Annotated in this window: 7 protein-coding genes; 5 read left to right on the forward strand and 2 right to left on the reverse strand. The window is 71.5% G+C overall.

The window, feature by feature from the left end:
- Window positions 1-276: 276 nt before the first annotated feature.
- From AB0I54_RS01240 to AB0I54_RS01260, 5 genes are all read left to right on the forward strand, one after another.
- Complete coding sequence (locus AB0I54_RS01240) at window positions 277-1,797, forward strand: aldehyde dehydrogenase family protein (protein WP_363293768.1); 1,521 nt, start codon at window positions 277-279, stop codon at window positions 1,795-1,797.
- A 65-nt stretch (window positions 1,798-1,862) separates the two neighbouring features.
- Window positions 1,863-3,401, forward strand: a complete 1,539-nt coding sequence (locus AB0I54_RS01245; protein WP_363293769.1) for a GMC oxidoreductase — start codon at window positions 1,863-1,865, stop codon at window positions 3,399-3,401.
- Complete coding sequence (locus AB0I54_RS01250) at window positions 3,401-4,489, forward strand: glycine betaine/L-proline ABC transporter ATP-binding protein (RefSeq protein WP_363293770.1); 1,089 nt, start codon at window positions 3,401-3,403, stop codon at window positions 4,487-4,489. The genes AB0I54_RS01245 and AB0I54_RS01250 overlap by 1 nt, the downstream gene beginning before the upstream one ends.
- The gene (locus tag AB0I54_RS01255) at window positions 4,489-6,432 is read left to right on the forward strand and encodes an ABC transporter permease subunit (RefSeq protein WP_363293771.1); all 1,944 of its coding nucleotides are present in this window, start codon (window positions 4,489-4,491) and stop codon (window positions 6,430-6,432) included. The genes AB0I54_RS01250 and AB0I54_RS01255 overlap by 1 nt, the downstream gene beginning before the upstream one ends.
- Before the next feature lies 1 nt (window position 6,433).
- Window positions 6,434-7,384, forward strand: a complete 951-nt coding sequence (locus AB0I54_RS01260; protein WP_363293772.1) for an ABC transporter substrate-binding protein — start codon at window positions 6,434-6,436, stop codon at window positions 7,382-7,384.
- A gap of 9 nt (window positions 7,385-7,393) precedes the next feature.
- Here the strand turns inward: AB0I54_RS01260 and AB0I54_RS01265 are convergent, their stop codons facing one another.
- Complete coding sequence (locus tag AB0I54_RS01265) at window positions 7,394-8,557, reverse strand: DUF6183 family protein (protein ID WP_363293773.1); 1,164 nt, start codon at window positions 8,555-8,557, stop codon at window positions 7,394-7,396.
- Window positions 8,558-8,684: 127 nt separating this feature from the next.
- Window positions 8,685-13,334: an RICIN domain-containing protein gene (locus tag AB0I54_RS01270; RefSeq protein WP_363294341.1), complete on the reverse strand. Its 4,650-nt coding sequence runs from the start codon at window positions 13,332-13,334 to the stop codon at window positions 8,685-8,687.
- Window positions 13,335-13,435: the final 101 nt, after the last annotated feature.

Here is a 13,435-nt window from a genome sequence, read left to right on the forward strand (position 1 = left end):
CCCACCGGTCCGGCGTCACCTTCCGCACCGGCGAGTCGCCCAGCCTGCGGCGCCTCCTGGCCGACCTCTGACCCGGTCGGCGGTCGTGGTCGGCGGTCGAAGCCACGGAACCGTTCCTCCTTTTGTCCCGTTTTGCCCGCACGTTCCGTGAGGTGGCGCACTTTCCGGTGTCGATTGCGCATGCAATCCGGTGGCCGGGGCAGGCGGCCTCCGTCCCCGAGAGTGACACGAATGTGACACAGGGGAACGCAACAGGAACGGAAGGCATCACCGAACATGGCGGACAGAACGGAACGACGGTCGACGGCGACCATCCACGCGGGAGGAGAGTGGCTGGACGCGGTCTCCGGCGCGACGCGCGAGATCATCGACCCGGCGGACGCCCTGCCCTTCGCGGTCGTCGCCGAGGGCGACGAGAAGGACGCGGAGCTCGCGGTGGCCGCCGCCCGCCGTGCCTTCGACACCGGGGACTGGCCCCGCACGCCCGTCGCCGAGCGGGCCGCGCTGCTGCGCCGGGTCGCCGACCTCCTCGTGCGCGACCGCGAAGAGCTGGGTCTGCTGGAGAGCCGGGACGCGGGCAAGACCCTCGAAGAGGGCCGTGTCGACATCGACTGCGTCGCCGACGCCTTCCGCTACTTCGCCGGCCTCGTCGCCGCCGAGGCCCCCGGCCGTGTGGTCGACGCGGGCTCGGCCGACGTGCACAGCGTCGTCGTACACGAACCCGTCGGCGTCTGCGCGCTGATCACGCCCTGGAACTACCCGCTCCTGCAAGCCAGTTGGAAGATCGCCCCGGCGCTCGCCGCCGGGAACACCTTCGTGGTCAAGCCGAGCGAGATCACCCCGCTGACGACGATCGCCCTGATCGAGCTGCTCGTCGAGGCCGGGCTGCCCACCGGGGTCGCCAACCTCGTCACCGGGCCCGGCCACACGGTCGGCGCCCGGCTCGCCGAGCACCCCGACGTCGACCTGGTCTCCTTCACCGGCGGACTGGTCAGCGGCACCAAGGTCGCCCAGGCCGCCGCCCCGACCGTCAAGAAGGTCGCCCTCGAACTCGGCGGCAAGAACCCCAACGTCGTCTTCGCCGATGCCTGCGCCACCGACGAGGGCTTCGACACCGCCGTCGACCAGGCCCTCAACGCCGCCTTCATCCACAGCGGCCAGGTCTGCTCGGCCGGCGCCCGGCTCATCGTCGAGGAGCCGCTGCGCGAACGCTTCGTCGCCGAACTCGCCCGCAGGGCGGGCCGGATACGCCTCGGCCGGGGCACCGAGCCGGGCGTGGAGTGCGGCCCGCTGGTCTCCGAGCAGCAGCGCGCCAAGGTGGAGTCGTACGTCGCCTCGGCGCTCGCCGAGGGCGCGGTCCTGCGCTCCGGCGGCAAGCGGCCCGAACCCGCCGCGACCAGGCCAGGGGCGGGCTACTTCTACGAGCCGACCGTCCTCGACCAGTGCCACCGGGAGATGAGGGTCGTCCGCGAGGAGGTCTTCGGACCGATCCTCACCGTCGAGACCTTCCGCACCGAGGACGAGGCCGTGGCCCTCGCCAACGACACCGAGTACGGCCTCGCCTCAGCCGTCTGGACCGCCGACGCGGGCCGCGCCCGGCGCGTCGCCGGGCGGCTGCGGCACGGCACCGTCTGGATCAACGACTTCCACCCCTACCTCCCGCAGGCGGAGTGGGGCGGCTTCGGCAAGAGCGGCGTGGGCCGTGAGCTGGGACCCGCCGGGCTCGCCGAGTACCGCGAGGCCAAGCACGTCTACCAGAACCTCGCGCCGAAGCCCGTGCGCTGGTTCGCCGGCTGAGCCCCCGCCCCCGGCCCCCCAGGCCCCCGGCCTGACTCCCCGATCCCTCCGGAGCAAGAACCCCCATGCCTCAAGCGCCCGAAACCCCCCACGTCTACGACTACGTCGTCATCGGCGGCGGCACCGCGGGCTCCGTCATCGCCTCCCGCCTCACCGAGAACCCCGACGTCACCGTCGCCGTCATCGAGGGCGGCCCCAGTGACGTCGGCCGTGACGACGTCCTCACCCTGCGCCGCTGGACGGGCCTGCTCGGCGGCGAGCTCGACTACGACTACCCGACCACCGAGCAGCCGCGCGGCAACTCCCACATCCGGCACAGCCGCGCCCGTGTCCTCGGCGGCTGTTCCTCCCACAACACCCTCATCGCCTTCAAGCCGCTGCCGTCCGACTGGGACGAGTGGGAGACGGCCGGCGCCAGGGGCTGGGGCGCGGTGCCCATGGAGGCGTACTACGCCCGGCTGCTCAACAACATCGTCCCGGTCGACGAGAAGGACCGGAACGACATCGCCCGCGACTTCGTCGAGGCCGCGCAGGGCGCGCTGGGCGTGCCCCGTGTCGAGGGCTTCAACCGCAAGCCCTTCACCGAGGGCACCGGCTTCTTCGACCTCGCCTACCACCCCGAGAACAACAAGCGCTCCTCCGCCTCGGTGGCCTATCTGCACCCGGTGATGGACGAGCGCACCAACCTGACGATCCTGCTGGAGACCTGGGCGCACAAGCTGGAGCTGGACGGCACCCGCGTGCGCGGCGTGCACGCGCGCACCAAGGACGGCGAGCAACTCCTCGTACGGGCCCGCGGCGAGGTCCTGCTGTGCGCGGGCGCGGTCGACTCGCCCCGCCTGCTGCTGCACTCCGGCATCGGCCCGAAGGCGGATCTGGAGAAGCTCGGCATGCCCGTCGCGCTCGATCTGCCCGGCGTCGGCGAGAACCTCCTCGACCACCCCGAGTCGGTGATCGTCTGGGAGACCCACGGTCCCCTTCCGGAGAACTCCGCGATGGACTCCGACGCGGGCCTGTTCGTGCGCCGCGACCCCGAACACGCGGGCCCGGACCTGATGTTCCACTTCTACCAGGTCCCGTTCACCGACAACCCCGAACGACTGGGCTACGAGCGCCCCGAGTTCGGCGTCTCCATGACCCCGAACATCCCCAAGCCGAAGAGCCGCGGCCGGCTGTACCTGACCAGCTCGGACCCGGCCGAGAAACCCGCGCTGGACTTCCGCTACTTCACCGACGAGGACGACTACGACGGCCGCACCCTCGTCGACGGCATCCGTATCGCCCGTGAGATCGCGAAGACCGAGCCGCTGGCCCGCTGGCTGAAGCGCGAGGTGTGCCCCGGCCCGGAGATCACCGGCGACGAGGAGCTGAGCGAGTACGCCCGCAGGGTCGCACACACCGTCTACCACCCGGCGGGCACCTGCCGCATGGGTGCGGCCGACGACGAACTGGCCGTGGTGGACCCCGAGTTGCGCATCCGGGGCCTCGACGGCATCCGCATAGCCGACGCGTCCGTCTTCCCGACCATGACCGCCGTGAACCCGATGATCGCGGTGCTCATGGTCGGGGAGAAGGCAGCCGACCTGATCGGAGGTGAGGCCTGATGGCTCTCACGGCCCCCACCCGCAAGCCGCCCACCGGCGATTCCACCGACACCCCCGTCTTCTCCGTCGAGGGCCTGTGGAAGGTCTTCGGCCCCCAGGCGCAGCGCGTCCCCGCCGACGCCGAGCTCGCCGCCCTCCCGCCCGCCGAACTGCGCTCCCGCACCGGCTGCACGGCCGCCGTCCAGGACGTCTCCTTCGACGTGCGCAAGGGCGAGGTCTTCGTCGTCATGGGCCTGTCCGGCTCCGGCAAGTCCACGCTGGTGCGCTGTCTGACCCGGCTCATCGAGCCGACCGCGGGCTCGATCGCCATCGACGGCGAGGACGTCCGCGCCATGGACCGCGCCCGGCTGCGCGAACTGCGCCGCCACCGCGCCGCGATGGTCTTCCAGCACTTCGGCCTGCTCCCGCACCGCACGGTCCTCGACAACGTGGCGTACGGCCTGGAGATCCAGGGCGTCGGCAGGTCCGAGCGCCGGGCGCGGGCCCAGAAGGTCGTCGCCAAGGTCGGCCTGGAGGGCTTGGAGAAGCGCCGGCCCGGCCAGCTGTCCGGCGGCCAGCGCCAGCGCGTCGGACTGGCCCGCGCGCTGGCCGTCGACCCCGAAGTGCTGCTCTTCGACGAGCCGTTCAGCGCCCTCGACCCGCTCATCCGGCGCGACATGCAGGACGAGGTGGTACGGCTGCACCGGGAGGAGGGCCGCACGATGGTCTTCATCACCCACGACCTGGCCGAGGCGCTCAAGCTCGGCGACCGTATCGCCCTCATGCGCGACGGCCGCGTCGTCCAGCTCGGCACCCCGGAGGAGATCGTCGGCTCCCCGGCCGACGACTACGTCCGCGAGTTCGTCCGCGACGTCCCGCGCGAGCAGGTCATGACGGTCCGCACGGCGATGCGGCCCGGCGCCTGCGGCGGCCCCGAGCATCCCGGCGCGCTCGCCCCCGACGCCGTCGTCGCCGACGCGATCAAGGCGGTGGCCCGCAGTGGGAAGGCCGCCTGCGTCATGGACGACGGACGGTGCCTGGGGGTGGTGGACCACGAGCGGCTGATCGACGTGGTCGCCGGAACGGAGCTGCCCAGGGAGGTGGTCTGATGGCCACGGTCACCGCCGACGCTCCGCGGCTCGCGCTGCCCGGATTCCTCCGGCGCCCCGCCGCCCGCAAGCTCGTGCTGCTCGCCCTCGCCGCGGCCGTGCTCGTCCCCCTCGCGGCCGCCCGCTGGGCGAGCGGAACCTGGCCGCACGCCCTCACCGTCGATCTGTCCGGGCCGCTCACCAGCGCCGGTGACTGGGTGATCGACCACCGCGACAGCCACCCGCTGTTCCTCTACTTCTTCGGCTACATCAGCAACGCGGTCGTCCTGTCCGTGCGCGTGGTGTACCTGGCGCTTCTCGCGGCGGGCTGGGCGGGAGTCACCGCCGTCGGCGCGCTCGTCGCCTGGCGGGTCGCGGGCGTCCGCCTCGCGCTGGGCACGGCCGCCGCGTTCGTGGTCTGCGGTCTGCTCGGCATGTGGGTGCCGACCATGCAGACCCTCGCCCTGATGGTGGTCGCCGTGCTGGCGTCCGTGGTCGTGGGCGTCCTGCTCGGCCTCGCCGCCGGGCTCTCCGACCGCCTCGACCGCGCCCTGCGCCCGGTCCTGGACACCATGCAGGTGCTCCCGGCGTTCGCCTATCTGCTCCCCGTCGTCCTGGTCTTCGGCATCGGCGTCCCCGCGGCCGTCCTCGCCACCGTCGTCTACGCCGCCCCGCCGATGGCCCGCCTCACCGCGCTGGGCCTGCGCGGCGCCGACCCCGAGGTCCTGGAGGCCGTGGAGTCGCTGGGCGCCACAGGCCGCCAGCGCCTCCTGACCGCCCGCATCCCGCTGGCCCGCAAGGAACTCCTCCTCGGCCTCAACCAGACGATCATGATGGCCCTGTCCATGGCGGTCATCGCGTCGGTCATCGGCGCCGGCGGCCTCGGCGACCGCGTCTACCAGGCGCTCGCCTCCGTCGACGTGGGCGCGGCGCTCGCCGCCGGAATCCCGATCGTGCTGCTCGCCGTCGTCCTGGACCGGGTGACCGGCGCGGCGGGGGAGAAGCTCGGCGAGGGCCACCGCGATCCGCGGCCCTGGGCCTACGGGGCCCTCGTGGCCGTCGCCGCCGCCCTGGCCGCGCGTCTTGCCGGGCGCCTCGACTGGCCCTCCGGCTGGGTCCTGCACATCGCCGAGCCGGTCAACCGCGCCGTCGACTGGATGACCGCCCACCTCTACTCCGGCGTCCCGTACATCGGCGGCACCGCGGACTGGGCGGGCCACTTCACCACCTGGGTCCTGGACCCCGTCCGCAGCGGCCTGCAGTGGCTGCCCTGGTGGTCGGTCCTGCTGATCGTCGCCGCCCTGGCCTGGCTGATCGGCACCTGGCGCACCGCCCTGACCGCCGTCCTCGCGATGGCCGCGATCGGTGTGCTCGGCGTGTGGGAGCCGTCCCTGGACACGCTCTCCCAGGTCCTCGCGGCCGTCGCCGTCACCCTGGTGCTCGGCTTCGCGACCGGCATCGCCGCCGCCCGCAGCGACCGCTTCGAACGGGCCCTGCGCCCGGTGCTGGACGTCTTCCAGACGATGCCGCAGTTCGTGTATCTGATCCCGGTCGTCGCGCTGTTCGGCGTCGGCCGTGCCCCCGCCGTCGCCGCGGCTGTCGTCTACGCGCTCCCGGCCGTCGTACGGATCACCGCGCAGGGCCTGCGCCAGGTCGACCCGGCCGCGCTGGAGTCGGCCCGCTCGCTCGGCGCGACCGGCCGCCAGCAGCTCTGGCAGGTCCAGCTCCCGCTGGCCCGCCCGGCGCTGCTGCTCGCCGTCAACCAGGGCGTGGTCCTGGTCCTCGCCGTGGTCATCATCGGCGGCCTGGTCGGCGGTGGCGCCCTCGGTTACGACGTCACCTTCGGTCTGGCCCAGGGCGACCTGGCGACCGGACTGGTCGCCGGCGCGGCCATCGTCTGCCTCGGCCTGGTGCTCGACCGGGTGACCCAGCCGACGGAACGCCGCGCGAGGAAGGGAGCCTGACATGCGCCGTACGACGATCACGGCCGCCGTGGCCGTGCTGGCCCTCACCACCGGGTGCGGGGCCGCCGACATGACCAAGCAGGCCTCGCCCTTCGCCAACGCCCAGGGAGCGAAGACCGTCACGCTCTCCGTACAGTCCTGGGTCGGTGGGCAGTCCAACGTGGCCGTGGCCCAGTACCTCCTGGAGCACGAACTGGGCTACCGCGTCGACACCGTCCAGGTCGACGAGATCCCCGCCTGGGACGCGCTCAGCCAGGGCCGCGTCGACGCGATCCTGGAGGACTGGGGCCACCCCGACCAGGAGAAGCGGTACGTCGACGACAAGAAGACCATCGTGCGCGGCGGCGGCCTCGGGGTGACCGGGCACATCGGCTGGTACGTCCCGACGTACCTCGCCGAGCAGCACCCGGACATCACGGACTGGAAGAACCTGAACAAGTACGCCTCCCTCTTCCGCACCGCGGAGAGCGGTGGGAAGGGCCAGCTGATGGACGGCTCCCCGTCCTACGTCACCAACGACAAGGCGCTGGTGAGCAACCTCAAGCTGGACTACCAGGTGGTGTTCGCCGGCTCCGAGGCGGCGCAGATCACCCAGATCAAGCAGTTCGCCAAGGAGAAGAAGCCGTTCCTGACCTACTGGTACGCGCCCCAGTGGCTGTTCAAGAAGGTCCCGATGACCGAGGTGAAGCTGCCTCCGTACAAGGACGGCTGCGACGCGGACCCGAAGAAGATCACCTGCGCCTATCCGCACACCCCGCTGCAGAAGTACCTGAACACGGACTTCGCCGAGTCGGGCGGCAAGGCGGCCGCCTTCCTGAAGAAGTTCCAGTGGACGACGGAGGACCAGAACGAGGTGTCCCTGATGATCGCCGACAAGAAGATGAGTCCGCAGGACGCGGCGAGGCAGTGGGTGCGGAGCCATCCGTCGGTGTGGAAGGCGTGGCTTTCCTGACGCCTGGAATCAGTCGGTGTCCGTGGCGGCGAGGACCGCGATCTCCTGCCCGCCCGGTCGCAGCGCGGCCACGGCGAGGTCCCAGGCCACCTGGTGGAACCAGTCCGACGAGGCGTCGGCGATGAACCAGTGTGCCTGTTCGACCAGCATGGCCGTGTGGTCGATCGGCGCGTCCGGGGCGGCGCCGACCATGCCGCCGAGGGAGCGCCAGGCGGCGAGCCGCCCGTACGCACCGAACATGCCGTTGCCGTAGGCGGGGCTGCGCACCGCCGCGGTGAGCAGCACCCGCAGCACCCTGTCGGAGGTGGCCGGGTGCAGCCGGGTCCTGGTTTCTCCCGTGGGCCATGCGGTCAGTGGCAGCCGCTCGAAGACGGCTGCGAAGTCGTCCGGTGAGACAGCGGACGCGGACCAGAACTCCTGCGCGGCGACCATGCCGTTGGACTCGTCGAGCCAGTGCCGCACCGCGGCGCTCATGGCCTCGGCAACCTCCGGAACGGTGATGTCCGCCGGATCGACCGCGGCAGTGCGCCGGCGCATCTCCGGGGAGACACGGAGTTCGGGTTGGTCGCTGTGCCGCTCCACCGCTGCCGGGGGCAGGGCCCACGTCCAGTCGTGCGGAGCGTGCGTCGGCCTGAGCAGCGCACGCTCCGCCGGCAGCAGGCGGAGCGGCAGGGGCGCGAGCGGATGCCCCTCGGCCACGAGCGCTTCGCCGAAGGACCGCAGAAGCGGGTACTGGAGGACTGCGACACCTACGAGTACCAGCTCGTGCAGCAGGCAGGCCCTGAACTCGTCCGACGCTGCGGTGCCGAGCCGCTCGCCGTAGACGACCGGCACGATGTCCGCAGGCCGATGCCCGAGGGCCACCAGGTGGGCCAGGCGCCGCTCGGCCCTGGTCCGTGCCGACGTTCCGGCCCGCAGGCTGCTGGGCAGACACAGCAGAGCGCGCAGGCTCTGCTGTCCCGCCGTGGTGGCAAGGGCCGTCTGCAACCGGTCGAGCAGGAAGGCGTGTTCGGACGCATCCTCGCCTTCGCGGGCGGCCCGCCGGGCGAGCTCCGCGCCGAGCAGCCTCGCCCACTCGAAGTCTCCGGACGAAACCCGATGATGGATCTCCTCGCCCAGTGCGGACGCGGCCGGGAAGTCACTGTCCAGCAGTTCTCTGATCCGCTGAGTCATGTCGCTGTGCATGGTGGAATCACTTTGCCTCACGTTGCCTCATGCTCGTCGAGTCGGGACCGGGCCGGCGCGTACGGCGCCGGCCCGGTCCCGTTCTTCCGCTTCTTCTACGACGTGGCGCGGACCGCTACGGCGCAGCCACCGGATAGGCGCTCAGAATCTCCTTGGTCTGCGGATTGACCGCGATCTGCAGATACTTCTCGCCCCTGGTCCCGATTGCTCTTCCCATGGGGAAGACGAACCTGAAGGCATCCGCGGGATCCTTTATCGCCTTGCTCTGCATGGCCCACGCCTCGTCCACCAGGGCGAGGACCTTGCCGGGGTCCTTCTCGATGAACACCGTGTGGGTCGCTCTGGAGGCATCGGGCACCGTGTGGGCGAGCACATGGTCGATCTTGTTGCCGAACCTCCGGTCGAGACCGTAGATCAGCCCGCCGGGCGATTGGAGCCTGCCGCCCCCCAGGTCGGCGAAGCCGATCGGGCAGAACGTGTTGTGCACCAGCACCGGCGTGGTCCCCGCCAGCACGTAGTAGGTGTGGATCTCGGCGACGCTCAGGTTGTAGGCGGAGTGCAGCCGCTGGTAGCGGTGGACGCCCACGACGGTGACGGTCTCGCCGCTGCTGGTGCGCAGCGTCTGGCCGGGCCTGAGATCACCGGCGTCGATCCAGCGGTGGGCGCTGGGCGACCAGAAAGGGTGGTGCTGCGTGGCGGTGATCCGTGACCGGCCGGCGTCGATCGTGATGTCGGCGAAGTCGGTGTCGTCCGGCGTGTAGATCGTGTCGGTGACAGCTCGCCCCGCGGTCCGGCCGCTTCCGGGATCGGTGGCGAGGACCGCGTCACCGGTCCTGACGTCCTTGATCGCCTTGGTCGTGCCATCGGCCATCAACACGTGCGTGGCGCCGGGGAAGCTGTTGGGCCGGCATGCCATGCGGGATTCTTCGTAGGCGTTCACCGACCGCTCGATGCTCGCCAACGCCTCCGCGTCGATGTCCAGAGCACGCAGGGCCTTCATCGCGTCGGCGACGCCGATGCCGGTGCGCATGGCGGCGTCCACGGCGCGGATCGCATCGGCGACCTTGCCGATGGGCCCGCCGAGCGGGAGCCAGGTCGCGGCCCAGAAGCAGTCGCTCGCGCTGCCCTCGCCGCCGCCGAAGACCTTGTGGTAACAGCCGGTGAAATCACCCTTGATCGACTTGGCGATGCCCTTCCAGACGTCGACGGTGGCGTCCCAGGTGGAGATCTTGACCGTCTTGGTCTGGTCCTTGATGGTGACCGTCTTCAGGAAGTACGTGTCGTCCACCGGGCAGCCGGCCGGGGTGGCGGGCACGTCGGGGTTTGCGCACAGGTAGAAGCTGACCACCGCGTCGAAGTGCGCGACGTACACGATCTTGTCGCAGACGATGAGGTCGTGGCACTCGTTGGGGAGTTGCTCGGGCTCCCCGCGCTGCCTGATCTCGTCGATGACGGAGAAGACCCCGCCGACACCGGTCCCCGAGCCGTTCTTGACGTTCTTGCTCGCCTGAGCCGCCTCCGCTTCCGTGGCGGCCTGCTGGGCCTCCGTGGAGTACTTGTCGGCGTCCTTGGCCGCTTGTTCGGCTTCGGTGGCGGCGGTGTCGGCGCGGGTGGCGGCGGCGCGGGCGTCCTTGGCGTCCTGTTCGGCCTGGGAGGCCGCGGCGCGGGCGGCCGAGGCGTCGAGTTCGGCCTGGTCGGCGGAGTCGCGGGCGTCCTTGGCGTAGCCCTCGGCGTTGCCGGCGGCCTTGTCGGCGGCCGCGGCGTCGGCGGCTGCCTGCTTGTCGTAGTCGATGGTGCGGGCGAGTGAGTCGGCCGCCTTGGAAGCGGCGGTGGCGGCGTCGGCCGCGTAACCGAGGGCGTCCTTGGAGTAGGTGCGGGCGTCGGCCGCGTACTGGGCGGCGTTGGCCGCGTGCTGGTAGGCCTCCTTGGCGTCGCCCTTGGCCTGGTCGGCGAGGTTCTTGGCGGCCTGGGCCTCGGCGTTGGCGTTCTTGGCGTGCGCGTCGGCGACGGCCTGCTGCTGCTCGGCGATCGACTTCGACGCCTGTCCGGTCAGGACGACCAGGCCGGCGGCGGAGTCGGTGTCGACGTAGGGAGAGCCGAGCTGGACGGCGTCGTTGGCGGGGGCGGCGACCTGTTCGGCGGCCTTGGCGGCGTCGACGGCGGCCTGGGCGGTGACATGGGCGTAGCCGGCGGCCTTGGCCGCCGCGGCGATGGCCTTCACGGCTTCCGCGTTGGCGGCGTCGGCCTGGGTCCTGGCGTCCTTGGCGTGCTGTTCGGCCTCGTCGGCGAGCTTGACCGCGGTCTGGGCCTCGGCGGCGGCGTCCTTGGACGCCTTGATGGCGTCGGCGACCGCGGCCGTCGAGGTCTTCACCGCGGCGTCGGCCTTGAGCTTGTCGGCCTGGGCGGCGTCGGAGGCGGCGCGGGCGCGCTTGGCGGCCGCCTCGGCGCGGGTGGCGGCGGCGTCCGCCGCGGCCGCGGCCTCGGTGGCGGCATTGGCCTCGGAACCGGCCTTGTCCGCCGCGGTCTCCGCGTCGTCGGCGGCCTTGTCCGCCTCGTTCGCGGCCGCGCGGGCGTCCTCTGCCGCCGAACCGGAGCTGAGCTTGTCGGCGTAGGCGTCCTTGGCGTCGGCCTTCGCTCGCTTGGCGTTGGCCTCCTGCCGCGCGTCCCAGGCGTCGTCGCGCATGGCCTTGGCGTGGTCCCTGGCCTTGACCGCGTCGTCCCGCTTGCCCTGCGCGGTCTTCTCGGCGGCCTCGGCCCGGTCCTTGGCGTCACTGGCCTTGGTCGCCTCGGCCTCGGCGTTCTTCCTGTGCTCGGCGGCCTCGGCCTGCTTGGCGGCGGCCGTCTCCTTCTCGGCCTTGGCCGTCTTCTCCTCGGCCTCGGCGGTGAGCCGCTTGGCGTGCGCGTCGGCGGCGGCCGCCTTCGCGTCACCTTCGGCCTTGAGCGCGACGGCGAGCTTGGCCTCCGCGGTCTCCTTGTCCTTCTTGGCGTTGTCGCGGTGCACCTTGGCCGCATCCGCCGCGGACTTGGCCTGCCATTCGGCCGTCTTCGCGGCCTCCTTGCGGAACTCGGCCTTGGCCTGCGCCGCCTGCGCCAGCGCACGTTGCGCGATGGTCGCGCTGTCACCGGCGGAGGCGCGGGTCGCGGCATCGGCGGTCTCGCCGGCCTTCACCAGCGCCGTCAGAGCCGCGACCGCACCCTTGGTCACCTGCGCCTTCTGCTGGCCCACCAGCAGACCCCGGCCCCGCGGCGCACCGTTGGCGTCCGCGGTGTCGTAGGCGGTCTGCAGCGCGGTGTCCGAACTGGTCGCGGCCTTCTGCGCGGCGGCCAACTGCGCCTTGATCACGGCCAGCTGGCTCTTCGACCCGGCCTGCGCCGAGCTCACCGCGTTCTTCGCCTTGGTGAACTGCGCCGTGGTCGGATAGCCGAGCTTGTCATCGCCGGTGTGCCCCTTGGGCACCACGCGCAGCTTCTGCGAGGCCGAGCTGTTGCAGGTCAGCAGCGAGGAGTTCTTGCTGTTGTCGAACGAGGGCAGGTTCAGGCACTTGTCCGTCGCGGCGTTGCGGAACACGCCCGCCGCCCGTACATCGAAGTCCCACTGCTGCGCCTTGCTGCCGTTGCAGCTCGAGATCTGGATCTTCGTACCGTCGGCGTTCTTGCCGCCGGCCACGTCCAGGCACTTCTGCGACTTGGTGTTCGCCAGGGCGTAGCCGCCGTCGTAGGACCCCCGCAACTGCCACTCCTGCGCGGAGCCGCCGTTGCACGTGTAGACCTGGACCGCGGTGCCGTTGGCCGTGCCGCCGCCCTCCACGTCCAGGCACTTGCCCTTGGCGCCGGGGATCTCGATGGTCAGCGGGGCGTCGCCGATGTAACCGATACCGCCCGCGGACCAGTAGTCCTGCCAGCGGGTGGCGTGGTCGGCGATCCATGAGTGCCCGAGCATCTCGCCCAGGGCCTTGGTGCCCTTGGTCAGCGCGTCGACCGCTGACTTGTTGGCGTCGAGGATCTGGTTGCGCTGGGTGGCCTGGGAGGCGATCTCCTGCTGCCACTCGCCGGCCGCGGTGGAGGTGATGTCGTCCAGCACACCGTTCGGATCCAGCGGGTCACGCCAGCCGCACGCGGCGAAGCGGGACTTCACGTCCTCCACCGCGATCCGGTACTCCGGCGTGCCCGGCTGCGGTGCGGTGCGCGGGAAGCCGCCCGAGGCCAGGAAGATCCGCGCGTCGTCCGCACCCGGGTTCGCACTGGGGCGGCCGTGCATCCACTCGAACGCGGCGTGCTCGGCCAGCGCCTGGTTCCACTCCTGCTGCGTCTTGCCCGTCGGACTCGGGTCCTGCCCGTACAACGGGCCGCCCACCTGATCGACGGCGGAGAGTGTCTTCTCGTCGGCCGCGGGCGTCTCGTCGTCGTAGAAGTCGGAGTCCGTCTTCCAGTACCGGTCCGAGATCCACGAGGTCAGACCGGTCTGCCCGTAGAACGTCTGCTGGCCGTCGTTGCCGGTGCCCGGCGGCCAGTGGAACCCGGTCACGGTGAACCCGCCCGGCGTCTCCAGACCGTCCAGCGGCTTCTTCCAGGACTCCTGGAGCGCGGACAGCGCCGCGCCCTCCTTGCTCGCCGCGTCCTTGTCCGCCTTGTAGGCGACGGCCAGCGGTGTCTTCTCCCAGTTCTTCCGGTCGGCCGCGACATGCAGCTTCTCCGGCGTCTGGTTGAGGCCGTCCTGCGCGGTCGCTGCCATCGACGTGCCGCCGAGCCGCAGCACGTCGGCCATCAGGCACTGGTCCTGCCGCAACTGCTCGGCAGCCGTGTCCTCGTACCAGGGATAGGAATCACTCGCCGACTCGGCCCGCAACGGCGACGCACCGGGCTGGA

It is taken from the genome of Streptomyces sp. NPDC050625 (genome assembly GCF_040654755.1).
Classification (GTDB): domain Bacteria; phylum Actinomycetota; class Actinomycetes; order Streptomycetales; family Streptomycetaceae; genus Streptomyces.